This window comes from Enterococcus mundtii, from assembly GCF_003957375.1.
Taxonomy (GTDB): domain Bacteria; phylum Bacillota; class Bacilli; order Lactobacillales; family Enterococcaceae; genus Enterococcus_B; species Enterococcus_B spodopteracolus.
In genome coordinates this window covers 2,585,939-2,611,827 of record NZ_CP025473.1, presented here as the reverse complement: position 1 = coordinate 2,611,827, position 25,889 = coordinate 2,585,939, and the positions used below count along the sequence as shown (strand labels likewise).

The window sequence follows — 25,889 nt, the reverse complement described above, 5'->3', positions numbered from 1 at the left end:
GATTATGAAAAAAAGTGGAACCACGCCTCATAGCGTCTTTTAATAAGGAAACTTATTAAAAGACGTTTTTTCGTTGTCTTTCATTGTTCTTACATACAGTCAAAAAAGGAAAGGAGAGGAAGTAGATGGAATGGTTTAAACGAGCTGTCGTTGCCGTAAAGAAAAATGATCCAGCAGCGCGTACCACAGCAGAGGTCATTTTGACCTATCCTGGGCTACATGCATTATTTTGGCATCGTTTCTCCCATTATTTATATCGCCATCGTCTCTATTTGATTGCCAAAATGAATGCCCAATTTTGGCGATTCATTACGGGAATAGAGATACATCCAGGAGCGACGATCGGAATGGGTGTATTTATCGATCACGGTATGGGGATCGTTATTGGAGAAACAGCAGAAATCGAAGATGATGTCGTCTTGTTTCATGGTGTCACTTTAGGGGGGACTGGAAAAGAAACGGGGAAAAGACATCCAACTGTCAAAAAAGGCGCAATGTTGTCCGCCAACGCCCAAATCTTAGGGCCGATCACCATAGGAAAAGATGCGAAAATCGGTGCAGGTGCAGTCGTCTTAAAAGATATACCTGATGGGGCAACTGCAGTAGGGATACCAGCAAAAGTTGTCCGAATCAATGGAGAGAAAGTAGGGGATGAGAATGATAAAGATCTATAATACGCTATCAAGAGAAAAAGAGACTTTTATTCCTTTAAAAGAAGGACAAGTTACAATGTATGTTTGCGGACCAACTGTTTATAATTATATCCACATTGGAAATGCACGAAGTACGATTGCGTTTGACACGATTCGACGCTATTTGGAATACCGTGGATACCAAGTGAACTACGTATCGAATTTTACAGATGTGGATGATAAAATCATCAAGGCTGCCAATGAGCTTGGGATCACGGCGCCTGAAGTTGCTGATCGTTTTATCAAAGCTTTTGAAGAAGATACGAAAGCCTTGAATGTACAGCCAGCAACGAGCCATCCAAGAGTAATGGATCACATGGAAGATATTCGTGTGTTCATCCAAACATTGATCTCGAAAGGTTTTGCCTATGAATCGAATGGCGATGTTTATTATCGTACGCGTAAATTTACTGATTACGGTCAATTGAGTGATCAATCGATAGACGAGTTAGAGATTGGTGCAAGTCAACGTACTGGCGCCGAACAGCAACAAAAAGAAGATCCTTTAGACTTTGCCTTGTGGAAAAAAGCAAAACCAGGCGAGATTTCATGGGAATCGCCATGGGGCGAAGGACGTCCAGGGTGGCATATCGAATGTTCTGTGATGGCAACGAAACATTTGGGTGAGACTATTGATATCCACGGTGGGGGCCAAGATTTGGAGTTCCCTCATCATGAGAACGAAATTGCCCAAAGTGAAGCGAAAACAGGTAAAAAATTTGCGAACTATTGGATGCACAATGGCTATGTGACGATTGGTGAAGACGATCAAAAAATGAGTAAGTCTTTAGGGAACTTTATCACTGTCCACGAAATGATACAAGAGGTAGACCCACAAGTGTTACGCTTCTTTATGGCAACCACACAATATCGTCGACCGATCCGCTATAGTGAAGCAACGATGAAAGAAGCAGCGACAAACTTACAACGATTGAAAAATACGTTTGATAATCTAAACTTCCGTTTTGAAAATGCGGTAGAAGCCCAGTCGGAAGATGAGAGTCTGGTATCAGAACTGGAACAATTAGAAACACGATTCATCAAAGAAATGGACGATGATTTCAATGCGGCTAACGGCATCACAGTTGTCTATGAATTAGCAAAATGGGTCAATACGTATTTGGAACAACCGACTGTCTCCAAAACGATCCTATCCAAAAGTGAGGCACTATTTACCCAATGGTTGTCGATCTTTGGTATCTTATTTACGACAGCAGAAATGTTGGATGAAGAAATCGAGCAACTGATTGAAGAACGAACACAAGCCAGAAAAAACCGAGATTTCGCCCGTAGTGATGAAATTCGGGACCAATTAAAAGAAAAAGGTATCTTGTTAGATGACACCCCACAAGGTACTCGTTGGAGAAGAGAAGCATGAGAGATCATACACAATTAAATGGTTTAGCACTTGCTTATGTTGGAGATGCTATCTACGAAATCTATATTCGAGATTACTTGATTGAAAAAGGTGAAACAAAGCCGAATAAACTGCACCGAGCAGCGACACACTATGTTTCGGCAAAGGCACAAGCTTTTTTGATCCAACAAATGTTGCAAGAAAACCTGTTAACAGAAAATGAAGAACTTTACTATCGCAGGGGTAGAAATGCCAAAAGCCATACGAGTGCAAAAAATGCAGATATTACAACTTATCGTGTTGCAACAGGGTTTGAAGCCTTGATGGGCTACTTACATCTAACAAAACAAACCGAGCGTATGGAAGAATTGATCAATTGGTGTATTGAGAAAGTAGGTGAAACCCATGAGGAAAGAAAATAAAGAACGTAATTATCAAAAACGAAACAAAAAAGATTCTCAACGTTTTACAAAAGGCAATGAGAAACGTAGTGCCAAGAAGGAAACAGTTTATGTTGGTCAAGAGGACACAACGAGTGAAGACAATTTTGTATTTGGTCATCATGCGACAGTTGAAGCTTTGCAACAAGGTCGTGGAAATAAATTGTTCCTTCAAGAAGATTCACGGGGCGACAAGGTTGAAGAGTTGAAAAATATTGCTCGAGAACAATCGGTGCCGGTCAAGTGGGTCCCTAAGCAGAAATTAGACCTACTGAGTGATCGTGGTGTTCATCAAGGGGTGGTATTGGCCATCACGCCTTATGAATATCTGACGTTGGATCAACTATTGGAACAGGCGAAGAGCAAAACGGAAACACCCTTTTTCTTGATCTTGGACAGTATCGAAGATCCTCACAATTTTGGTTCGATTTTACGAACGGCAGATGCCAGTGGGGTGGATGGTGTCATCATTCCTAAACATCGCGCAGTTGGAATCACGCCAATCGTGACGAAAACATCGACAGGCGCCGTTGAATACGTGCCAGTGGCTCGTGTGACAAACTTAGTTCAAACTGTCCAGCAGCTAAAAGAGCAACAATTTTGGGTATTCGGAACGGATATGGAAGGAACGAATTTCCAATCATGGAATGCAAAAGGATCGATAGCGTTAGTGATCGGTAACGAAGGTCGTGGCATGAGTGCAGGCTTGAAGAAAGAAATGGATGAATTGTTAACGATCCCTATGGTCGGTCATGTTCAAAGCTTGAACGCGAGTGTTGCGGCTGGACTACTGATGTATCAGGCTTTTTCTCAGCGTCAGGGGGATAAGGCATGAAGAAGCAGCTGTTGATCGTCGATGGCTATAATATGATCGGTTCTTGGCCGGAATTAGTGGCACTGAAAAAGCAAGATAAAATGGCGGATGCCAGAGAAGCCTTGTTGCATCGATTATCGAATTATGCAAAATATGAAGGCCTAGAAGTAATCGTTGTCTTTGATGCACAATTAGTGCCGGGAATCCAACAAAATTATCGAAAATACCAATTAGAAGTTGTTTTCACAAAAGAGGATGAAACGGCAGATACGTATATCGAGCGCATCGCTGGAGAGTTGAATACTCGTTTGACGCAAGTGACTGTCGCAACGAGTGACTTAGCAGAACAATGGGTGATTTTTTCACAAGGTGCCTTACGAACTTCCGCGTACGAATTATATAAAACAATCAAAAAAACAGAAAAAAATATTACCCAAGATAATATAAATATGCGTTTTATTGATTTTCGACGAAATTCTCCGTGGAATGAAGAACAATTAGAAAAATTGTCCCAAAAATTGGACGATTTAATGAGAAAAGAAAAATAACAGCCAAATACGATTAGTTATTCAATGAATTGATGGTAAGATTCCTCCATAATCGAAAGTTATGGAGGAATTATTTTATGTCCGAGGAGTTATTGTGCGCCGCCCGTAATGGAGATGAAGAAGCATTTTCTATGCTGTATCAAAAATATTTCCCGTTATTATTACGGTTGAAAAATATTTATTATCTAAGGAGTTATGTAAGTGAAGATTGGGAACAAGAAGCAAGGATTGCTCTATATCAAGCACTTAAAACGTACGAAAATAATAAAGGTGTCAGTTTTGGAAGTTATTACAAAAGTATTATCAGTAACCAAATCTACTCTTTATTGCGTAAGCAAAACGCGCTAAAACGTCGAGACCAAAAAAATGAAATTTCTATTGAGCAAAAAATAGCGACAGAAGGACCAGATTTTTTAGCCGAGATCACCATCCAAGAACCTGTTGCGATGCAACAATTACTATTAAAAGAAGCTTTCGAGGACTGCGATATCAAATTCTCATCAAAAGAGGCAAAAATCTTTCAACATTACATGCAAGGCAATGATTTTAGCGAGATGGAGAGAGAATTGTCAATGGATCTGAAGCAAATAAAAAGCGCTTACGGTCGAGTAAAATATAAGATAAAAAAACATCTGAAAGATTATAATGAGTGATTTTTTATAGCATTACTAATGTTTTTCTTACTTATTTCTATTGCATTTCTTTTTTTGATGTGGTAAACTTGAAAAATTTTACTATATATGGTATGATAGTAATTGAGGTGAATTGTATGCCACTAACTTTAGCTACAATCAAAAAAGATTTAGAAGGTCGTATCGGCAGCCAAATCATGTTGGTTGCACAGACCGGAAGAAAGCGTCAAACGGAACGCCGAGGCGTTTTAACAGAAACCTATCCTTCAGTATTTGTCGTAGACTTAGATCCTGAAGAAAATTCATTTGAACGAGTATCTTACAGTTATTCAGATGTACTTACTCGAACAGTTGAGATCGAATTTTTAACTGAAGCAGTTTAAAAAGCAAGCGGACCTAGATTATATATGAGGTTCGTTTGCTTTTTTGTATTTAACTCGTTATGCTATTAACAAGAAAGAACGGAGGTCCTGATGATGAAGCATTATGTTAAAAAATTTGCAGAACTAACAACAGCAGAATTTTATGCAATCGTGAAAGAGCGAATCGCTGTATTTGTTGTTGAACAAAATTGTCCTTACCAAGAAGTCGATGAGATCGATGAAATCGCATGGCATACTTATTTTAAAGATGAAGATGGTACGATTTTGGCATATACACGTATTTATGCAGAAGAAGACACAATTCATTTTGGACGAGTCTTAGTCAATCAGGCGCATCGCAAGTCAGGTTTAGGACAAAAAATCGTGGCACAAACATTAGCGGTGATCGAAGCCAATGCACCTGGACGTCCGATCGTGATCGGGGCACAAGAATATCTACAATCATTTTATGAATCCTTTGGTTTTCAGGCAATCTCAGAAGTATATTTAGAAGATGGGATTCCCCACTTAGACATGAGAAAACAAGCATAAAAAAACAGAAGGATTTCCTTCTGTTTTTTTATCTCACGCTTTAGGATCCGTGCTCTCAGAAGTGGCTTGGGCAGTTGGGCGCGCATTATTTTCAGCTGTTTGTTGTGCCAATAGATCACGGATATCACTAAGATAATCTTCCGCAGTGGGTTTGTCTTCCACCACTTCTTCTTCTTTTGGTCGTAAGTTTTTCGCATGATTGGCTGCTTTGACCACTAGGAATAGAACAAAACCAGTAATGACAAATGTAATAATTGCACTAATAACATTCCCAAAAGAAAAGGTGACCCCTTTCGCAGGTGACCAATCAAGAACAGACAATGCGCCATCTAAATCAGTGGTGCCTGTGATCATTGCAACAACCCAACCAATTAAGGGAGTAATCACGCCTTGAACGATTTGATTCACAATGCCCGTAAAAGCACTACCGATCACTACGCCGACAGCTAGATCTAGCACATCGCCTCGCATGATAAATTCTTTAAATTCTTTGATCATTGTTTTTCTCCTTTCTTGTTAATCCTAGTATATCGAAGAATAAAAAAATGTAAAAACAACACGCTTAATAATATCCCCACACGTTCGTTCACTCACTTGTATGCTATACTAGAAAGTGACTTTTAAAAAAATTGGACAAAAAAAAGAGAATTTTTATGTCGTTGAAACAACAACGATCATCGCTAAGAGATCCAAGGATCATGACAAAAAGGAGTAGTGATTTATGGCCTATCAATTGACAGAAGGTGTCAACCTTCATGTGCTACCAACCAAACAATTTAAAACGATCCGTATTTTTGTACGGTTCACCACAGCCTTAGAAAAAGATATCGTTACCAAACGTTCACTACTGAGTAGTTTATTAGAAACAAATAGCTTGAACTATCCGGATCAGACGCAATTAAGTGCAAAATTAGCTGATTTGTATGGAGCTGGTTTCGGTTTTTCTGTTCGGAAAAAAGGCAATCTACATTGGATGAATGCGGGAATCAGTTTCGTCAATGGTGCGTATGTCAAAGACAGCACGATTTTGGCGAATGCCGTTTCCTTTTTAAAAGAGGTAATATTCTTCCCTAACATCAAAAATCAAACATTTGATCAAGCAACATTTGATTTAGAGAAAAATAACTTAAAGCAATATTTGGAAAGCTTAAATGAAGATAAGCAAACAATGGCTTCATTAGCATTACAAGAATTATATTTTGAACAGTCAGATGCACAAAAAATCCCAAGTATGGGGTCCGTTGAGGAACTAGAAAATATCACATCAAGTGCCTTAGCAGAATATTATGCACGTATGATCAAAGAAGACCAAGTGGATATTTTTGTAGTGGGTGATATCGAAGAAACAATGGCAATCGAAGCGTTAAAAGAGCTTCCTTTCACTGAGCGAAAAGTGGTACAACCAGAAATCTTTTATCAACAAACACAAAACAACGTGATCAAGGAACGACAAATCCAAGAACCAGTGGTGCAAGCCAAACTGAACCTAGCCTATCAAACCAATGTTTATTACGATCAGCCAGAACGTTTTTCATTGATGGTCTTTAATGGCTTATTCGGAGGCTTCCCTCACTCCAAACTTTTCATGAATGTACGTGAAAAAGAAAGTTTAGCTTATTATGCGTCTAGTAACATTGATACTTTTCGTGGGTTATTGACTGTACAAACAGGCATTGAGACCAAAAATCGTAATCAAGTCTTGCACTTAATCCATCAACAACTAGCAAGTTTACAAAACGGCGAAGTCACTGAATTGGAGCTTGAACAAACTAAGGCAATGTTACGTAATCACTATTTGTTGTCTTTGGATTCGCCACAAGCTGCAATCGAATCCGCTTATTTAGCACACTGGCTTCCTGATACTGAACTATCGGACGAGGAATGGTTGGCTCGCATGGAACGTGTAACGATCGAAGATATTCAAGAAGTAGCAAACCAAATCGAATTACAAGCAATTTTCTTTTTAGCTGGAGGTGAGGAAAATGAATAAAGCAGAGTACAGTCAAATCAACGAAACACTCTATCACGAAGTCTTACCGAATGGTTTGACGGTCTATCTGTTACCAAAAAACGATTATCACAAAACATACGGTTTATTCAGTACGAACTATGGGTCGATCGACAATGAATTTATTCCCTATGGTGCAACGGAAAAAGTGAAAGTTCCTGACGGTATCGCACATTTCTTGGAACATAAGTTATTTGAAAAAGAAGAAGGCGATGTTTTCCAGTTGTTCGGTCAACAAGGAGCATCAGCAAATGCGTTCACGAGCTTTACAAAAACCAGCTATTTGTTTTCAACGACAGATCAAGTAGAAAAAAATATTTTGACGCTTCTTGACTTTGTTCAAGCACCTTATTTTACTGAAGAAACAGTAAATAAAGAAAAAGGGATCATTGGTCAAGAAATCCAGATGTATGAAGACGATCCGAATTGGCGGTTATTCTTTGGTATCTTAAACAATCTATACCCCAATCATCCATTACACATCGATATTGCAGGAACGGTGGAAAGTATTGCTGAAATCACAGCAGAGGATCTATATACTTGCTATCGCACCTTTTATCAACCAAGCAATATGGTGTTATTTGTAGTTGGTAATTTGGAACCAGAACAGTTGATGGAGCAAATTCGTCACAATCAAGCTGCCAAAGAATTTCCACCCGCTCAAAAAATCGAACGATTCTTTCCCGAAAATCAAGCGGATGTTCTGCCGATAAGTACCTTAGAAGCAGCGATCACACGAGAAAAATTTGTGTTAGGGATCAAAGGAATCGATGTGTTACCTGAAAATGGGAGAGAGTTGCTCAGATATAAAACAGCGATTCGTTTGTTACTACAATTACTTTTAGGCCCAACTGCACAAAACTATTTAGCCCTTTACAACGAAGGAATTATTGATGATAGTTTTGGCTTTGAGTTTAGTTTAGATCGTGAATTTCATTTTGCTGACTTCAGTGGCGATTCGGACCAACCAAAACTAGCAGTAAAAAAAATAAAAGAGATTCTATTGAACTTTGAACATGACGAAGGAATTACAGAAGAAAACTTGAACTTATTGAAAAAGAAAATGTTAGGGCAGTATTTCCAATCATTGAACTCCATCGAATACATTGCCAATCAATTTACACAAAGTCTATTTGGTGACCAAACATTGTTTGATCTGCCAGAAATCATTGAATCAATCCAGATGACGGATCTTCTTCAAGTAGGACGCTCTTTTATCAATGCTGACGTGTTTAGTGAATTTTATATGCAGCCAAAGAAGTGAAACAGTAAAAAAACTCTGAATTTATTGGACATACTCGCTGTTTCGTCATGCTTTTTGTAAGAATAAAAGAAAGTTTTAAATTTCACTTTAAAACAGATGAAATGTTATCCAAAGTAAGTTCGCTTTGTGGTATTCTTAAGTAGATTGAGTGCAAGATTGATCAATATAGAGGGAACACTATACATTGAGCAGGAATAAAGCAAAATTCAATGACAAGCAGTCAGAAAAAATGGTCGAACCTCAGTAGAGAAAGCACCTTCTGACTAGAATACACAGACTGGAGAAGATGAACGAGTGGCTTTTGAAACCATCGGGGAAAAATTACGGCAAGCCCGTTTAAACAAAAAAATATCATTAGATGAATTACAACAAATGACGAAGATCCAAAAACGTTACTTGGAATCGATCGATCAAAACGAATTTGATCAATTGCCAGGTAAATTTTATGTTCGTGCATTTATTCGTCAATATGCAGAAGCTGTTGGTGAAGATGGTGATTATTTAGTGGATGTTTTTGATGGGAAAAAATCTTTCGCAGATGAGACCATCAAAAAACGACCAGAACCAGAAACAGTGAGTGGTTCAAGAAAAGCCATGCACGAAGAAGAAAAGAATCTAACAAAATTCTGGACAAGTCTGCCAGTGATTTTATTAGGATTAGTCGCTGTAGCAATCATCACAGTAGTGGCATATATGTCATGGCAAGACCGTCAATCTGAGCCAATCATTGGTGGAACAGCTTCAACGGTATCTGTCGATGGTTCGATCACGGAAGAAAAACCAGAGACAAGTGAATCAACGGTTGAATCGACCGTGGAATCGACAACAAAATCAACAGAAGAAGAGAAAAAAATGACCATCACACCGGGGCAAGACACAGGAAGTGCGCTTTCAATCGAGGTGAAAGATGCGAAAAAACCGATCACATTAGAATTTACAGCAAGTGAACGTGTCTGGATTGGTGTCCAATTGAACAATACGTTTGACTATCACTATCAAGAAACCTTGGTTGCCAATGATACAAAAACAACAGAACTTCCAGAAAATACGACAAATGCAATGATCACACTTGGAGCAGCGAGTAATGCAACGGTCAAATTAAATGGCGAAGAACTGCCTATCAACGCAGGTCCAAATAATACGAGCCTGAAGAATATTTCGCTTTCCTTGCAGTATGCAGAATAACTAGGTTAAAAATCAACCGTGTAAAAGAGAGCCGAAATCTCGTCTTGGGCTCTCTTTTCTTGTTTTGATAGTAGGTTATAATGTAGTGAAAGATTTGTTTAGCAATTGAGAGACTATTGGTGGAAACTTTTGCTGGACTGACGTAAAATAGGAAAGAAAGGAGTCGTTCTTGTGAATTTACCAAATCAATTAACTGTACTTAGAATCTGTATGATTCCAGTGTTTATTTTAGTCGTCGGCCTTCCGTTAGATTGGGGGCAATTAACGGTAGGAACAACGTCATTAGCGATCACACAGCTAGTAGGTGCCATCATTTTTGCTTTAGCAAGTGTGACGGATTGGCTAGATGGGAAAATTGCTCGCTCCAGAGGATTAGTGACGAACTTCGGAAAATTTGCTGATCCATTAGCAGACAAAATGTTAGTGATGACAGCTTTTATCATGTTGGTAGGTCAAGGAAAAGCGCCAGCATGGGTGATTGCGATCATCGTTTGTCGTGAATTGGCTGTAACAGGGTTACGATTATTGCTTGTCGAGGATGGGGAAGTCATGGCAGCTGCTTGGCCTGGAAAAGTAAAAACAGCTACTCAAATGATTGCGATTATTTTATTATTTATCAATAATATCCCATTCAACTTGATCAATGTACCCCTTGATCAAATCATGTTATACGCTTGTCTGATTTTCACCATCTATTCAGGTGTCGATTACTTTATCAAGAATCGTGGCGTATTCAAAGGATCCATGTAAAATCATAGAATCACTTAGTGAAGCTTGCAATCAGATCGGTCATTCCCGGTCTGATTTTTATTTTTTTTTGACATAGACGCAATCACAGGAATAAATTGAGCAAGGAGAAATGATTCTATCAGCAAATAGCGTATACTATTTGGTAGAGACAATTAGTCGAACAAAGACTGATTTACAGATAAATAGAGATGTTGCAAAAGCAACCTCAACTAAAGGAAGCGATCAAATATGAAATCTGAAATCATAGCAGTAGGAACAGAATTATTACTTGGACAAGTCGTGAATACGAATGCGACATTTTTATCAGAGCAGTTAGCAGATCTAGGAATCGATGTCTATTATCACACAGTTGTCGGGGATAATCCGGCTCGTTTGGAGGAGTTACTCCAGTTAGCTGAATCAAGAAGTGAACTAATCATTTTATGTGGTGGATTAGGACCAACAGAAGATGATTTAACAAAAGAAGTTGTTGCAAAACATCTTGATAGAAAACTGATCCAAAATACAGAAGGTTACAAGAAACTGTTGGCATTTTTCGAAACGACCAAAAGAAAAATGACGGATAACAATTTACAACAGTCCCAAATCATTGAAGGTGGCACACCATTACCTAATCGAACTGGCTTAGCGTTAGGCACGTTTTATCAAACGAAAAGCAATGCCTATCTTTTACTTCCTGGACCGCCGAGTGAGTTGAAGCCGATGTTTGTAGAACAAGTACGTCCACTGTTAGAACAACAATTCCCTTCAGAAGAAAAACTGATTTCAAAAGTGTTACGCTTCTATGGCATTGGTGAATCACAATTAGTAACCGATCTAAAAGACTTGATTGCTACACAAATCAATCCCACGATTGCTCCTTATGCCAAACCAAATGAAGTCACACTGAGATTGACAGTCAAAACGTCAGACATCCATGCAGGGAATCAAGCGTTACACGCACTGGAAGAAAAAATCCAAGCCCGTGTCGGTGAATATTTTTATGGCTATGGGGATGCTTATTCGTTGCCACAAGCCGTCGTGGATCTACTGAAAGAACAGGAGAAGACAGTCACAGCAGCTGAAAGTTTGACAGCCGGAGGCTTTCAATCCGCACTAGGAGCAATTCCTGGCGTCTCTCAAGTCTTTTCTGGTGGTTTTGTGACTTATTCAGCAGAGACCAAAGCAAAGCTCTTAGGCATCGATCCAGACCTGCTAGAGCAGTTTGGCACAGTCAGTAAAGAATGTGCCGAACAAATGGCGATTCGAGCACGCCAACTCGTTGGTACAGATTATGCCGTAGCGTTTACTGGCGTAGCGGGACCCGACACATTAGAAGGACATCCTGCAGGTACAGTTTGGCTTGCCGTTGCATCAAAAGAAGGCGTAGAAACAAAAGAATGTCACTTCACGAGAGAGCGTTCGGCAATCAGAAATAGCGCGATTATGCAAGGATTTGATCTGCTAAGAAAGCAACTATTAAGAAAAAAATAAATGCGAATATTTGTTCGGTTTTTGCTTGCTTTTTATAAATAAAAAAGATATTATAAACGTAATGAAATGTTACTTTGAGTCGTAAAAATAAGGAGGATTATCGTATTGGCAGATGATCGTAAAGCAGCCTTAGATGCTGCATTGAAAAAAATTGAAAAGAACTATGGGAAAGGTTCAATCATGAAACTGGGCGAAAAAATCGACCAACAAATCTCGACAATTCCAAGTGGTTCTCTTGCACTAGATGTTGCTTTAGGGATAGGTGGCTATCCTCGTGGACGGATCATTGAAGTCTACGGACCAGAAAGTTCAGGTAAAACAACAGTTGCACTTCATGCAATCGCAGAAGTCCAAAAAAATGGTGGGACTGCCGCCTTTATTGATGCGGAACATGCCTTAGATCCACAATATGCCCAAAAATTAGGGGTAAATATCGATGAATTACTCCTTTCTCAACCGGATACAGGAGAACAAGGATTAGAAATCGCTGATGCTTTAGTATCAAGTGGTGCAGTAGATATTGTCGTTATCGACTCAGTGGCAGCTTTAGTACCACGTGCAGAGATCGACGGGGAGATGGGTGACTCACACGTAGGGTTACAAGCTCGTTTGATGTCTCAAGCCTTACGTAAACTGTCAGGATCGATCAACAAAACAAAAACGATCGCGATTTTCATCAACCAAATTCGTGAAAAAGTTGGCGTGATGTTCGGTAATCCAGAAATCACACCAGGAGGACGTGCGCTGAAGTTCTATGCAACGATCCGCTTGGAAGTACGTCGTGCTGAACAATTGAAACAAGGAACGGACATTGTCGGTAACCGTACAAAGATCAAAGTCGTAAAAAATAAAGTAGCGCCACCATTCAAAATCGCTGAAGTCGATGTCATGTATGGCTTAGGTATCTCTCAAGAAGGCGAGCTATTGGATATGGCAGTTGAAAAAGATATCGTTGATAAGAGTGGTGCATGGTATTCTTACAAAGAAGATCGCATTGGTCAAGGTCGTGAAAACGCGAAAATCTATATGTCAAATCATCCAGAGATGATGGCTGAAGTATCTACATTAGTGCGTGCAGCTTATGGCATCGGTGAGCCAGTTGATGTACCAGAAGAAGCACAAGAAGAATTACCACTAGATGAATAAAGAAATAAGCGGGTATCCGGTAGTTTAATAACTACCGGATGTTTTTTATTTTCTCTAGAATAAGAACCAAAAAATAAGCCGTCACTCGCTCAAAACCCCCCTTTTTTGAAAAGCAAGGAAGCCGTTTCTTTTCGTATTTAAAGTTGACACTACTGGAAACAAACATTAGAATAAACTTGTGCAGGTTTTTATGCACATATGCAACAGCATATTTATAGTTTAGAATAATTTATCATAGAAATTGGTAGATGATAAAAATGGAAAAGATAGTATGGAGGTGGATTTAATGGGACTCAACATTCTCCTCGCTATCATCGGTTTAATTGTCGGTCTTGGTTTAGGGTTTATGGTTGCGAAGTCACGTCATGAGAAAGAAATTGCTGGTGCAAAAACATCAGCTGCAAGTATTCTTGAAGGTGCAAAAAAAGAAGCAGAAACTCTAAAAAAAGAAGCATTGTTGGAAGCTAAGGAAGAAAATCAGAAATATCGTTCTGAAGTTGAAAGTGAGCTGAGAGAAAGTAAATTAGAGCTAAAATCTCAAGAAAATCGATTGATCCAACGCGAACAAACGTTAGATCGTAAAGATGACTCGTTAGAAAAACGAGAAAACTCACTTGAAAGTAAAGAAGAGGCACTTAGTTCAAAACAGCAATTAATTGAAGAGCGAGAAAAAGACGTTGAAAGATTGATTGAAGATCAACAAAAAGAATTAGAAAAAATTGCTGGTTTATCGAAAGAAGATGCAAGAGAAGTAATCATGAAATCAACCGAAGAAGAGTTGAATCATGAACTGACCTTGATGGTAAAAGAATCAGAACAACGTGCAAAAGAAGAAGCAGATCGCAAAGCGAAGAACTTGCTCTCATTGGCTATCCAACGTTGTGCAGCAGATCAAGTTTCTGAAACGACAGTGTCTGTCGTGACATTGCCAAATGACGAAATGAAAGGTCGTATCATCGGACGGGAAGGACGAAATATTCGGACCCTTGAGACTCTTACAGGGATCGATTTGATCATTGATGATACACCAGAAGCAGTCGTTCTTTCAGGATTTGATCCAATTCGTCGAGAAATCGCACGAATGACATTAGAAAAACTGATTCAAGATGGACGGATCCATCCAGCACGTATTGAAGAAATGGTTGAAAAATCACGCAAAGAAATGGACGAGCGGATCCGTGAATATGGAGAAGAAGCAGCCTTTGAAGTCGGCGCACATACGCTTCATCCAGATTTGATCAAGATCATGGGTCGTCTCCATTTCCGAACAAGTTATGGCCAAAACGTGTTGAAACACTCGGTCGAAGTAGCGAAATTATCAGGAATCTTAGCAGCGGAGTTAGGCGAAGATATCCAATTGGCGAAACGTGCGGGATTGCTGCATGATATTGGGAAAGCATTAGACCATGAAATTGAAGGCTCACATGTTGAGATCGGTGCCGAACTAGCAGCGAAATACAAAGAGAATCCAGTTGTGATCAACGCGATCGCCTCTCACCATGGCGATGTCGAAGCGACTTCTGTTATTTCCGTCCTAGTTGCCGCTGCAGACGCATTATCAGCAGCTCGCCCAGGTGCAAGAAGCGAATCATTGGAAAACTATATCCGTCGTTTGAGAAGCCTAGAAACGATCTCAAACAGCTTTGCCGGTGTTGAATCAAGTTTTGCTGTCCAAGCCGGACGTGAAGTACGCGTCATGGTCAAACCAGAAGAAATCTCTGATTTAGATGCGGTACGCTTAGTACGCGATATCCGTAAACGCATCGAAGATGATCTGGATTACCCAGGACACATCAAAGTAATCGTGATCCGAGAGACTCGTGCAACCGATTATGCGAAATAAAAAATAGTTCAAATATAGGATGACCCAACAGATTAGATTAGTCTGTTGGGTCATTTTTTTGATTCTAGGAATCACAGATCGTGAATAGGCATGTCAAACAAAGAGAGTGCAGGTTCAGCTCCTGGAGGAGCAGTTATGCAGAGGCGTGAGAATTCATTGTATCCGCCGTATAATACCCTTCCAGAATCCCCCAATCGATGGTGGGGTTGGTATAGCATGCTGAATGCAATCGAGTATTCGCCGCTACATGGGATTTCAAGGTTAGAAGATGAATTAGTTCCGCTTAAACCATTGGATAATTTTGTCCCAGAGCCACAAAGAATTATCGAACTTGCTGAGTGTCGCATCGTTATTGTAGCGGATGCTTTCCATAAAAGACCAGAAATTTTACAAGGAATCCAAATGGCAGTACCTCCAGAGAGAACGATCACACATGAAACCACACATATTGTTTCAAGAACATATGATATTGTTAGATATGGGCTAACGTCTACTGGATTTTTGCTGAGTGGACAAAATATGACAGATGATTTTCTTGAACGATACGTAGAGTATTTTGAACCTCCTAATTTTGATCAATTTGTTACAGCGGTAGCAAAAAAAACAAAATGACCTCGGTTATCTAAAAAAACTGTCAACAAAGCATTTCAAACAGACCCTTTATTATTTACTAACTTCAAATTGACGGATGCTCAATTGCTTGCAACGATTATAAGAGATTTTGCCAATCAAAATGGGTCCTATAACCAACCGCGTGTCAAAAGAGAAACAAAGGAAGAGGAATTGGGAGATGGCAAGCTATTCACTGTGTAAGCAATGATCCAAACAGGTAATTTCTTTGTTTTAGAACAAACCAAAGATTTAGAAAAAACGCAAGAATTGTCTGAAATGATGCCGACAGGTTCTACTCAAACAAGGGATGAAGTAGGGGATTTTGCAAGGACCATAAGCCCTGGAAAAAAGATTAATAAAGAGACCAACGCGACAATCACTTACCAGCAGTCTATCGTGAAGGGAAAACAAGTTAGTCCGTAAAACGAACAGTAAAGGACACTAGCCAGAAAAAGTTAGCACAAAGATAAAGTATAATTTTACTACTGTAAGTATTAGCTAAAACTAAAATAGGAAGAACAACCTCTTCGATCACTAAGACAGTAAGCATAAAAATATGCAGTCTTATTTTCGAAGAGGTTACGGATGTTCTCGGCGCTTATTCAGTTCTAAGGTGACAGAAAAAAGTGAATTTACAAGGATTTTTATGTATTATTGTTATTATTTAATTTGAAAATCAACGGATAAAGGACGTATTAACAATAGGTTATCGTATGTCGAATAGTAATAATAAAAAAACACAAATTGTTGAACACAGTACTCTAAATGAGTGGTTTAATGTTTACGAGCACTCTCATTAGATGTTAAAGGAGGAGTATAAATGATGAAATCTGAAATTTTTACCTTATCTACCACAATGAGTATGTTATCTAGTGGAGAAGCAAGTGCATCCTCTTTAGCTACTAGTAACATGACTGGATTATATGTTCGAGAAGTATAAAATGACTAACTCATGGAGGGGTACATCATGGAATGCAGTACAGAACGAGATGACTAATCTTATGAAGAAATACATCATTCAATTACTAGTTATATTTTTACTTGTATTAGCCTTTATCGGCTTGGTAGAGTTTTTATTGAAAGGAAATAAATCCATACTAATACCAACTAGCGGTTTAGGCTATGTTTTTGGAGTTCCATTTTTATCCATTAAACCGTTTAAGAATGAAACTAGAATAAGAAAAATCCAATATGTGGTTCTTCTATTCTTGTGTTTTTACTTACCACCTAAAATAGTAAGCTCATTTGGGGTTGAAAAATTTGAGATTACACGTTTTTTGTACGCTATATTAATACTTGTAGGAATACTAATTTTATATGGGGTAATTTTGTTTTCACAGCGAAACAAGAAATAATAGCAATTGTTCAATATAAACAAGCCGAAGAATCCAGAAGTAGGCCCAAGCGTTTTAGGATTCTTCGGCTTGTTTTGTTTTAACAATATTAAATTTTATTTTTTTTTAGTCTATCCTTGCATCGCTTCTTCGTTTACAACATTTCTTTATCTTTTTCGATTGTTTTCGTGATCCCTGTGATGATTGCAGGGATAAACCCAGCTTCTTCTAATGCGACGACACCGACAACTGTCGTTCCGCCTGGAGAAGATACTTGATCAACTAATTCCCAAGGATTTTCATCGCTTGCTAGGAACTTTTGGCAGGAACCTAAAATCGCTTTAGCGGCAATTTCTGTTGCTGTTTTTTTAGGTAGTCCATGTAAAACACCTGCACGTCCCATTGCATCGATCAACATATAAATAAAAGCAGGGGAGCTTCCAGCCAATCCGATAAATGTACTGAAATCATCTTCTGCTAAAGGGTAGACACTACCAATCGCTTCAAAGATTTGTGTCGCTTGTGTCAACTGTTCATTTGTTGCTGCTTGGTTTTTACAGATTGCAGAAACACCCGCGCCAACACTCACGTTGACATTGGGCATCACGCGAATGATAGCAGCTTCTGGATCCAGTGCTTGTTCTAGTGTTGCAAGCGATTTTCCTGAAGCAATTGAGATAAACAACTGTTGTTTACGATGGTCGCGTAATTCATGTAACACCTGTTCGATGATTTTTGGTTTCACTGCCAAAACAACGATTTCTGCTTTTTCAGCAATCTCTTGATTGGTTTGACAGGCATTGACCCCGACTTTACCAGCAAAACGTTGGGCATTTTCATAATGACCGCTTGAAACAAAAATATCTTCTTTAGCCACCAGATTATTTGCTAAGATACCATGAATAATTGCTTGTGCCATATTTCCTGTACCGATAAATCCGATTTTCATGTAATCCTCTCCTTTGGTTTTTAGCATAGCTTTCTTTCTCATAATCTGCAAGTCGAGAGACGAATCGATTTTTCAGTTTACTGCTCAGGTCAAAGCGCTTCTTTCACGACCTTGATAAACGGTGTTCAAGGAGCAACCTCTGATAAACAGTGTTCAAAAGCCAGCTCCTTCAATAGTAAGTCAAAACGTGAAAAATATGAGGAGCTATTTTCCCACGTTATGCCTTACTACTTGGAGCTTAACGGCTTTTTCACAACCTAATGCCCAAAGTGGAAAAATCAATGTAAATAAGATAACATGAGTGTATATGTTTAGAAAGTCTACAGGTGAGGAAGGGTGCCGGTGAAAAATAAATTACAGATCATGATCCAGTGGGTGAAAGCACATCAGTTGATTTTGAAGCTGATTTTCTTTGGATCGATCCTTGTTTTTGTGGCGAATCAAGTCGCAAACATTGCCCATGGGATGAGTTGGCAAGATGTCTGGCACACGATGGAACAACAAAGTCATGTCAAGTTAGCATGGATGATATTAGCAGGTTTGATTGGTGTGATGCCGATGTTACTTTATGATTGGGTAACGATTCGAGTATTGGAAAAACAAGGCAAGCCCAAAATGAGTCGTAAAGACTTTTTGTTATCTGCATGGATCACGAATACGATCAATAACTTGGCAGGATTCGGAGGGATTGTCGGAGCAAGCTTGCGCGCCAGTTTTTATGGCAAGCACACGAATCGGAAAATGGTGTTGGCAACAGTCTCTAAGGTTGCTTTGTTTCTATTGACTGGTCTTTCTATTTGGTCATTAGTGACATTCATCAATGTCTTCTTTCTTCAAACAGATAGTGTATTTCGCAGTTATTGGATTTGGTTATTTGGTGGTAGCTTTCTAGCACCGCTTATCTTTTTGTTTGCCTATTTGAAACGTAAAACACTATTTGCAGAATTTTATCCCAAAGGCTTGCTTGGCTTATTCCTAGCTTCCTTTGGACAATGGACTGGTGCCTTAGTAGTTTTCTTGTTGATTGGACACTTGATGGGCGTAGATATTTCTTTATGGTCTTTGTACCCTATGTTTATCATTGCCACGTTGATCGGAATGTTGACGATGGTACCAGGTGGTGTAGGAACATTTGATGTGCTGATGATCTTAGGAATGAGTCAACTTGGCGTGCGGCAAGATGTTGCACTTGTTTGGTTGCTTTATTATCGTTTGTTCTATTATGTTCTACCATTTCTTTCAGGAATCGTTTTATTTTTGACACACACAGGTGTCAAAATCAATCGATTTTTAGATAATATTCCCCGATTATTTTTTCAAAAAATTGCTCATTTGGTGTTAGTGTGTGCCGTTTATTTTGCGGGAATCATGATGGTCTTACTTTCAACGATCACGAATCTTTCGACTGTCAGTCGATTGTTTCAAATACTCTTACCCTTTTCGTTTGATTTTTTGGATCAGTCATTGAATCTGCTGGTCGGCTTCTTATTACTAGGCTTAGCCAGAGCTTTGGCGATGAAAGTCAAAAAAGCCTTTATCCCTACGATTGCTTTGCTCGCTTTTGGCATCATCAACACTGTACTGCGAACATTGTCTTGGGAACTGATCGTTGTTTACCTTTTGATTTTGCTAGCGGTTTGGTTATCCCGAAAAGAGTTTTATCGTGAAAAGTTTGTCTATTCTTGGGGAGCAATCATATTTGATGCGTGTTTGTTTGGCTTTTTATTTATTGTTTATGCAATCGCAGGCTATCACCGTGGAAGTTTTTGGGTAGGTGATATAACTGCGAATCGCTTTATACTCTTTCCATCTGAGGATGTTTGGTTTTCAGGACTGATTGGTTTAGGGATCTCATTACTTGCGTTAGTTGCATTGTACCAATATTTAGCTTCAGAGACAGGGTTTGGTGAACCTCTGGATCAAATGCGTTTAAATCGCCTTTTGACGGCCTATGGTGGAACCGCAGCTAGTCATTATCTGCACTTACCTGGATATACTTATTTTTATTATCAGGAAAATGGTCAAGATAAAGTAGTGTTTGGTTACCAAATCAAAGGGAATAAATGTTTTGTTCTTGGTGATCCGATTGGTGATCCAACGAAGATACGTACAGCTACACATGAGTTTTTGAAAAAAGCCGATTGTTTTGGCTATGAATTAGCTTTTTATAAAGTATCCGAAAGTTATGTCGTCATGCTTCACGAAGCGGGTTTTCACTTTACAAAAGTTGGAGAAGCAGCAATTACTGATCTTTCTTCAGGTGCGCTACACTGGCGCACAAGGCAGATCGAATTACAACGTTTGACGAATGAGGGGTACCATTTTACCTGGTATGACCAATTACCTGAAGAGTTGCTTGAACCGATTGAGGAAGTTTCTCAAAAATGGTTGAATGGCTCTCGTGAGAAGCATTTCTCTGTTGGTTATTTTAAGAAAGATTATCTTTTGATGAGTGGTATTGGTATTGTTCGGAAAGAGCAGAAAATCGTTGGGTTTATTACATCTCAACCAATCAATGACCGCCAAGCGGGGTATGATTTATTGCGGTATCTACCGAACCAGCCGAATAGTCTAGGTGATTACTTACTTGCAAATCTACTGGATGTCTATCGCAAAAATGGGTATGCAGAAGCGAATTTGGGACTGGCGCCACTTGCAAATGTCGGAGAAACTGATTTCTCATTCTTACAAGAAAAAGTGATGAGGATCATCTTTAATTACGGGAATTTTTTTTACTCATTCCAATTAGCTTACGAAGAAAAACAACGGTATGTTACTCATTGGGAGGGCCGTTATTTTGCTTATATGAAAGGAAGTAGCTTTACTTTAGCCACATTGCAGCTTTTCTTATTGATTGGTAAAGGGAAAGAAAAAGGAACAAGTCTAGCAGAAGAAGTTCTGACAGAATTGTAAAAATGATTGTAAAGCTGTAAGGAAAGTGTTTACGCATGTTGGTGGAAGCTATACTTTTATTTTCCCCTATGATAGAATACTTTCGACTTAGACTTTTCGAATGGGTGAGAGGATGGAATTGATTGAAAAAGCACCAGCGAAGATAAACTTAGGGTTGGATGTGTTATATAAAAGACCAGATGGGTATCATGAGTTGGAAATGGTGATGTCAAGTGTAGATTTAGCTGATCACTTGTTCTTTGAAGAGCTATCGGAAGATCGGATCATTGTTGAAACGAATAAAGCATTTTTACCGGTAGATCAGCGTAACAATGTGTATCAAGCAGCTTTGTTGTTGAAAAAGAAATATCAAATCAAAAAAGGCGTAAAAATCGTTGTGAAAAAGAATATTCCTGTTGCTGCTGGCCTAGGTGGTGGAAGTACAGATTGTGCTGCAGCGTTGCGAGGGATCAATCGGTTATGGGAGTTAGGCTGTAGCTTAGAAGAACTAGCAGAGATCGGCTTGGAAGTGGGGACAGATGTTCCTTACTGTGTTTATGGCCAAACTGCTTACGTAGGTGGAAAGGGAGAAATCGTCCAATTGTTGCCAGCGATGCCCTCTTGCTGGATCATCTTAGTAAAACCTAAAATGAGTGTTTCGACACGAACTGTTTTTCGAGAAATCGATACGCAAAAAATCCAACATCAAGATATTACTGGGTTGACTGATGCGCTTCGACAACAAGATTATCAAAAAATGTTGACGAAAATGGGGAATAGTCTTGAAGATGTGACAGGAAAACGCCATCCGGTCATTTATCAAATCAAAGAGCGAATGATTAAATATGGTGCAGACGCGGCCCTGATGAGTGGTAGTGGACCAACTGTTTTTGCCCTTTGTCAACACTATTCCAGAGCCCAACGCGTCTACAACGGATTAAAAGGTTTTTGTGAGGAAGTTTATCTTGTCAGAACGCTATAAACGCATGAAAAGAGACACGATGTCATGACGGAAATAGTCAGCTTCGAAAAATGTGCGGTAAAAGAGGTCGGAACAGAAGTGTTTAGCCTCGAGAAATAAGGCGTCATCCACGAAATTTGTTTTTCAAATTTTTGTGGATGACGCCTTATTTCCGGAGAGGCTACTTCTGTTTCTGCCGTTTATTCAGTTTTAGGAGATGTGAGAGGACTAATATCCCTGACATCATTCCCGCTTATTTCGTTTTAGAGGATGAAGGATCGTTACCTTCTTTTTTTGTTATCAATCTCAACCAATCGTTCATTATTATCGGAAAAAAATAATAGTGTTGAACAGTCACTTTTTGACCAAAGTTGAAAGAAAACGATTACGTTCGTTGTTGATATGACGGGTAATTCATTTGTTTTCCGATTTACAGGATAAGTTTGCATTTAAATCAGAAAATCAGGTTAAACTATTGACTGTTTTTTTTTAATTTGGTACATTAATCCTCGTTGGTAAATCGTAATATTACGATTTGTTTTGAAAGGAGCATATATGAAGAAATATTTATTAGCCGCATCTTTAGTAATAGGAGCTTTCCTATTTACAGCGTGTGGACAGACAGCCCAAGAATCGGCACAAGATGAGTTGAACGTTGTCGCAACGTTTTACCCGATGTATGAATTTACGAAAGAAGTCGTTGGTGATAGTGGGAAGGTCGAATTATTGATCCCCGCAGGAACGGAACCCCACGATTTTGAGCCAAGTGCAAAACAAAGTGCCACCATTGCGGATGCAGATGTTTTTGTTTATAACAGTTCAGATATGGAATTTTTTGTTGACTCATTGAAAGACACGGTCGATACCGATCAAACGTTGATGATCGAAGCTGCTAAGGGAATTGAACGTCTAGAGTCACAAGAAGAGCATGAAGAAAAGCACGAAGAGTCAGAAGGACATCAGCATGACCATGCCTATGACCCTCATGTTTGGTTAGATCCAACATTAGCGATCCAAGAAGTACAGACGATTGCTACAGAGCTCGGCAAGAAATATCCAGATAAAAAAGACACATTTGACCAAAATGCCGCAGCTTATATCAAAAAATTAGAAGCATTAGATCAGAACTATACAGAGGCGTTAAAAGGTGCAACCAATCGAACGTTTGTGACGCAACATGCTGCCTTTGCTTATTTAGCAAATCGCTACGACCTAAAACAAGTAGCCATCTCAGGAGTTTCACCGGATCAAGAGCCTACGCCTAGTCGATTGGCTGAATTGAAAGATTTTGTCGATCAAAATAAAATCGAAGTTATCTATTTTGAAGAAAATGCGTCATCTAAAGTAGCAGAGACATTATCAAAGGAAACAGGTGTAAAACTTGAAGTACTTAATCCCCTTGAGAGTTTGACGAATGAACAAATCAAAGCGGGTGAAACCTACATTTCTACCATGGAGAAAAACCTAGAGGCATTAAAAGAAAGCATAAAGTAAAGGAAGGGAGTCCTCTATGTGCGTTATATCGAAATAGCTGATCTTACTTTCTATTATGATGAAGAACCTGTGTTAGAAGGTGTTTCTTATCATGTAGATGCCGGTGAATTTGTGATTTTGACTGGTGAAAACGGGGCGGCAAAATCTACATTGATCAAAGCTTCTTTGGGGTTATTGAAGCCCTCTAAAGGGACCATCAAAATTGCAGGAAAAAATCAAGATGGAGACAAATTAAGTATCGGGTACATCCCACAACAAGTTTCTTCCTTTAATGCGGGTTTTCCTAGTACAGTCTTAGAATTAGTACGTTCTGGCAGATATCCGAGAGGTCGTTGGTTCAAACGGTTAAGCGAAAAAGACCATGAGCATGTCAAGCGTGCCTTAGAATCTGTTGGTATGTGGGATATGCGTCATCGTCGGATCGGTGAGCTATCTGGTGGTCAAAAGCAGCGAATCAGTTTAGCACGTATTTTTGCGACTGATCCAGATTTATTTGTACTTGATGAACCAACGACTGGAATGGATGAAGAATCACGAAATGAATTTTATCGTTTGTTGCGCCATAGCGCACACGACCACGGTAAAGCTGTATTGATGATCACTCATGATCACGAAGATATCAAACAATATGCGGATCGACAAATCCGTTTAGTGAGAAAGGAGGATTCTCAATGGCGTTGCTTTCATATGAATTCATGAGGCGGGCATTTCTTGCCGCGATCTTTATTGCAGGAATTGCACCGATGTTAGGAGTATTCTTAGTGATACGTCGGCAATCGTTGATGGCAGATACACTGTCTCATGTTTCTTTAGCAGGGGTAGCCTTAGGATTTTTCCTCAATCTCAATCCAACGATGACCACAATGGTGGTAGTCGTTATCGCTGCAATCATTCTAGAATACCTACGTTCGATGTATCGTACGTATTCAGAGATTTCCATTGCGATCTTAATGGCAGGCGGGCTTGCGCTTGCATTAGTTTTGATGAATTTGAGTGGGGGTAATTCTGCCACGAGCATCCAATCTTATTTATTTGGATCGATTGTGACGATCACTTGGTCGCAAGTTCTATTCCTAGGTATTTTGTTTGCAGTGATCGGTCTTTTATTTTTCTTATGCAAACGTCCGATGTACGTGTTGACCTTTGATGAAGACACCGCTCATGTCGATGGACTGCCGGTTCGTTGGATGTCAATGATGTTCAATATCATTACTGGGGTAGCAATCGCTGTGATGATCCCGATAGCAGGTGCGTTGTTGATTTCTGCTATTATGGTTTTGCCAGCAGCAATCGGGATGCGTTTAGGGAAAAGCTTCAATATTGTCATATTGATCAGTATCATCGTTGGTTTTATTGGTATGCTTTCTGGGTTGACTAGTTCATTCTACTTGGATACACCTCCAGGGGCAACTATCACGTTAGTATTTATCTTTTTATTCTTATTAGTCAACTTGAGTAAACGTATTTTATTAGGGATTAGAAGGAAAAAATAGCTCACTATTTTTAAAACAGGTAGTTATTTGAGACAAACAAATGTCTTAAATAGCTACCTATTTTTTTATAAATACCGAACTATTTTCTTAATTTTGGATAAAATGCTCGAATTTTCCCGAAAAAACTTATATAATGAAACACGATAAAATTTGTTGGAAAAAGGAGCTGGAATTTTTGAAAGTACGTCGCAGTGAGCGTCTTGTCGATATGACACAGTATTTATTAGATCATCCGCATGAATTGATTTCATTAACAAGCTTTGCCGAACGTTATGAATCTGCTAAATCTTCGATCAGTGAAGATTTGGGGATCATCAAAAAAACATTTAAAGAAAGAGGTTACGGAACGCTTGAAACAATCCCTGGTGCAGCCGGAGGTGTTCTATTCATTCCCGAGATTTCCTATGAAGAAGCAAAGAAATATGTTGAATCGCTAGCTGAGCGCTTGTCTGAACAAGACCGCTTACTCCCTGGAGGCTATGTTTACTTATCTGATCTATTAGGAGAACCTGAGCTATTACGTCAAGTAGGGAAAATCATTGCCTCAAAATATTTAGGAGAAAAAATCGATGCTGTAATGACTGTAGCCACAAAAGGGGTGCCAATCGCTCAAGCCGTTTCCTATTACTTGAACGCACCGTTTGTCATCGTTCGTCGTGACTCTAAGATTACAGAAGGTTCTACAGTGAGTGTGAACTATGTTTCAGGTTCATCTGAACGGATCGAAAAAATGGAACTATCAAAAAGAAGTTTGAAACGTGGTTCTCGCGTGCTTGTCGTCGATGACTTTATGAAAGGCGGCGGAACAGTGAACGGAATGAAGAGCTTGATTGAAGAATTTGAATCTGAGCTTGTCGGTATCACTGTGTTTGCGGAGTCAAAATTCAACGGACATCGCGCAATCAATGACTACACGTCACTACTTTACGTCAAAGATGTGGATACAAAAACGAAAAATATCACTGTAGTACCAGGCAACTATTTCGAAGAATAAAACAACGAAAACAGGGTACTATGGAAAAAGAAGAGGCGATGGATGATGTCTCTTCTTTTTTTGCGTCGTGGTTTCTAAAATGAACGTTTAGTTG

Annotated in this window: 26 protein-coding genes and 1 other annotated feature (1 of these 27 cut by a window edge); of the genes, 24 read left to right on the top strand and 2 right to left on the bottom strand. The window is 39.2% G+C overall.

What is annotated here, in order from left to right; translation table 11 throughout:
- Positions 1-43, top strand: a binding site (T-box leader) (it extends 189 nt beyond the left edge of the window).
- An 82-nt stretch (positions 44-125) separates the two neighbouring features.
- From epsC to CYK55_RS12670, 8 genes are all read left to right on the top strand, one after another.
- Positions 126-674 (top strand): serine O-acetyltransferase EpsC, encoded by a 549-nt coding sequence (gene epsC, locus CYK55_RS12705; protein WP_034688627.1) that lies wholly within the window; start codon positions 126-128, stop codon positions 672-674.
- On the top strand, positions 658-2,070 hold the full coding sequence (gene cysS / locus CYK55_RS12700) for a cysteine--tRNA ligase (RefSeq protein ID WP_034688625.1): 1,413 nt from the start codon (positions 658-660) through the stop codon (positions 2,068-2,070). The genes epsC and cysS overlap by 17 nt, the downstream gene beginning before the upstream one ends.
- Positions 2,067-2,471 (top strand): Mini-ribonuclease 3, encoded by a 405-nt coding sequence (locus CYK55_RS12695; protein WP_010734064.1) that lies wholly within the window; start codon positions 2,067-2,069, stop codon positions 2,469-2,471. The genes cysS and CYK55_RS12695 overlap by 4 nt, the downstream gene beginning before the upstream one ends.
- Positions 2,455-3,324, top strand: a complete 870-nt coding sequence (gene rlmB / locus CYK55_RS12690) for a 23S rRNA (guanosine(2251)-2'-O)-methyltransferase RlmB (protein WP_126134383.1) — start codon at positions 2,455-2,457, stop codon at positions 3,322-3,324. Before CYK55_RS12695 ends, rlmB begins: the two co-directional genes overlap by 17 nt.
- Positions 3,321-3,851 carry an NYN domain-containing protein gene (locus CYK55_RS12685; RefSeq protein ID WP_010734066.1) on the top strand — a complete coding sequence of 177 codons (531 nt, stop codon included), beginning with the start codon at positions 3,321-3,323 and terminating at the stop codon, positions 3,849-3,851. The genes rlmB and CYK55_RS12685 overlap by 4 nt, the downstream gene beginning before the upstream one ends.
- 77 nt (positions 3,852-3,928) lie before the next feature.
- Positions 3,929-4,504, top strand: coding sequence for a sigma-70 family RNA polymerase sigma factor (locus CYK55_RS12680; RefSeq protein ID WP_126134382.1), 576 nt, complete (start codon positions 3,929-3,931; stop codon positions 4,502-4,504).
- 116 nt (positions 4,505-4,620) lie between these two features.
- Positions 4,621-4,866: a Veg family protein gene (locus CYK55_RS12675; protein WP_010734068.1), complete on the top strand. Its 246-nt coding sequence runs from the start codon at positions 4,621-4,623 to the stop codon at positions 4,864-4,866.
- Positions 4,867-4,959: 93 nt separating this feature from the next.
- Entirely contained in the window at positions 4,960-5,397 is a 438-nt protein-coding gene (locus CYK55_RS12670) for a GNAT family N-acetyltransferase (protein WP_034688621.1), read from the top strand.
- A 33-nt stretch (positions 5,398-5,430) separates the two neighbouring features.
- On the opposite strand, the gene mscL is transcribed toward CYK55_RS12670, so the two are convergent.
- Positions 5,431-5,895 carry a large conductance mechanosensitive channel protein MscL gene (mscL, locus tag CYK55_RS12665; RefSeq protein WP_034688619.1) on the bottom strand — a complete coding sequence of 155 codons (465 nt, stop codon included), beginning with the start codon at positions 5,893-5,895 and terminating at the stop codon, positions 5,431-5,433.
- A gap of 223 nt (positions 5,896-6,118) precedes the next feature.
- On the opposite strand from mscL, the gene yfmF reads away from it, so the two are divergent.
- From yfmF to CYK55_RS12615, 10 genes are all read left to right on the top strand, one after another.
- On the top strand, positions 6,119-7,387 hold the full coding sequence (yfmF, locus tag CYK55_RS12660) for an EF-P 5-aminopentanol modification-associated protein YfmF (protein WP_034688617.1): 1,269 nt from the start codon (positions 6,119-6,121) through the stop codon (positions 7,385-7,387).
- The gene (gene yfmH / locus CYK55_RS12655) at positions 7,380-8,669 is read left to right on the top strand and encodes an EF-P 5-aminopentanol modification-associated protein YfmH (protein ID WP_034688616.1); all 1,290 of its coding nucleotides are present in this window, start codon (positions 7,380-7,382) and stop codon (positions 8,667-8,669) included. Before yfmF ends, yfmH begins: the two co-directional genes overlap by 8 nt.
- 294 nt (positions 8,670-8,963) lie before the next feature.
- Entirely contained in the window at positions 8,964-9,854 is an 891-nt protein-coding gene (locus tag CYK55_RS12650) for a helix-turn-helix domain-containing protein (protein WP_034688613.1), read from the top strand.
- 171 nt (positions 9,855-10,025) lie between these two features.
- Complete coding sequence (pgsA, locus tag CYK55_RS12645) at positions 10,026-10,604, top strand: CDP-diacylglycerol--glycerol-3-phosphate 3-phosphatidyltransferase (RefSeq protein ID WP_019723896.1); 579 nt, start codon at positions 10,026-10,028, stop codon at positions 10,602-10,604.
- Positions 10,605-10,832: 228 nt separating this feature from the next.
- Positions 10,833-12,077 carry a competence/damage-inducible protein A gene (locus CYK55_RS12640; RefSeq protein WP_126134381.1) on the top strand — a complete coding sequence of 415 codons (1,245 nt, stop codon included), beginning with the start codon at positions 10,833-10,835 and terminating at the stop codon, positions 12,075-12,077.
- Positions 12,078-12,182: 105 nt separating this feature from the next.
- Positions 12,183-13,223, top strand: a complete 1,041-nt coding sequence (gene recA / locus CYK55_RS12635) for a recombinase RecA (protein WP_010734076.1) — start codon at positions 12,183-12,185, stop codon at positions 13,221-13,223.
- A gap of 286 nt (positions 13,224-13,509) precedes the next feature.
- Positions 13,510-15,066 carry a ribonuclease Y gene (gene rny / locus CYK55_RS12630; protein WP_010734077.1) on the top strand — a complete coding sequence of 519 codons (1,557 nt, stop codon included), beginning with the start codon at positions 13,510-13,512 and terminating at the stop codon, positions 15,064-15,066.
- 135 nt (positions 15,067-15,201) lie between these two features.
- Positions 15,202-15,678, top strand: a complete 477-nt coding sequence (locus tag CYK55_RS12625) for a hypothetical protein (RefSeq protein ID WP_126134380.1) — start codon at positions 15,202-15,204, stop codon at positions 15,676-15,678.
- A gap of 204 nt (positions 15,679-15,882) precedes the next feature.
- On the top strand, positions 15,883-16,101 hold the full coding sequence (locus tag CYK55_RS12620; protein ID WP_034688605.1) for a hypothetical protein: 219 nt from the start codon (positions 15,883-15,885) through the stop codon (positions 16,099-16,101).
- A gap of 578 nt (positions 16,102-16,679) precedes the next feature.
- Positions 16,680-17,033, top strand: coding sequence for a hypothetical protein (locus CYK55_RS12615; protein WP_126134379.1), 354 nt, complete (start codon positions 16,680-16,682; stop codon positions 17,031-17,033).
- Positions 17,034-17,166: 133 nt separating this feature from the next.
- Here the strand turns inward: CYK55_RS12615 and proC are convergent, their stop codons facing one another.
- The gene (gene proC / locus CYK55_RS12610; RefSeq protein ID WP_034688601.1) at positions 17,167-17,961 is read right to left on the bottom strand and encodes a pyrroline-5-carboxylate reductase; all 795 of its coding nucleotides are present in this window, start codon (positions 17,959-17,961) and stop codon (positions 17,167-17,169) included.
- Positions 17,962-18,303: 342 nt separating this feature from the next.
- On the opposite strand from proC, the gene mprF reads away from it, so the two are divergent.
- From mprF to purR, 6 genes are all read left to right on the top strand, one after another.
- Positions 18,304-20,874 (top strand): bifunctional lysylphosphatidylglycerol flippase/synthetase MprF, encoded by a 2,571-nt coding sequence (gene mprF / locus CYK55_RS12605; RefSeq protein ID WP_034688598.1) that lies wholly within the window; start codon positions 18,304-18,306, stop codon positions 20,872-20,874.
- A 112-nt stretch (positions 20,875-20,986) separates the two neighbouring features.
- Positions 20,987-21,835, top strand: coding sequence for a 4-(cytidine 5'-diphospho)-2-C-methyl-D-erythritol kinase (ispE, locus tag CYK55_RS12600; protein WP_034688596.1), 849 nt, complete (start codon positions 20,987-20,989; stop codon positions 21,833-21,835).
- Positions 21,836-22,369: 534 nt separating this feature from the next.
- Entirely contained in the window at positions 22,370-23,308 is a 939-nt protein-coding gene (locus CYK55_RS12595; protein ID WP_034688595.1) for a metal ABC transporter substrate-binding protein, read from the top strand.
- 18 nt (positions 23,309-23,326) lie between these two features.
- Positions 23,327-24,007, top strand: coding sequence for a metal ABC transporter ATP-binding protein (locus CYK55_RS12590; protein WP_010734086.1), 681 nt, complete (start codon positions 23,327-23,329; stop codon positions 24,005-24,007).
- Positions 23,980-24,801: a metal ABC transporter permease gene (locus CYK55_RS12585; protein ID WP_034688593.1), complete on the top strand. Its 822-nt coding sequence runs from the start codon at positions 23,980-23,982 to the stop codon at positions 24,799-24,801. Before CYK55_RS12590 ends, CYK55_RS12585 begins: the two co-directional genes overlap by 28 nt.
- A 175-nt stretch (positions 24,802-24,976) precedes the next feature.
- Positions 24,977-25,795, top strand: coding sequence for a pur operon repressor (gene purR, locus CYK55_RS12580; RefSeq protein WP_010734088.1), 819 nt, complete (start codon positions 24,977-24,979; stop codon positions 25,793-25,795).
- Positions 25,796-25,889 lie beyond the last annotated feature (94 nt).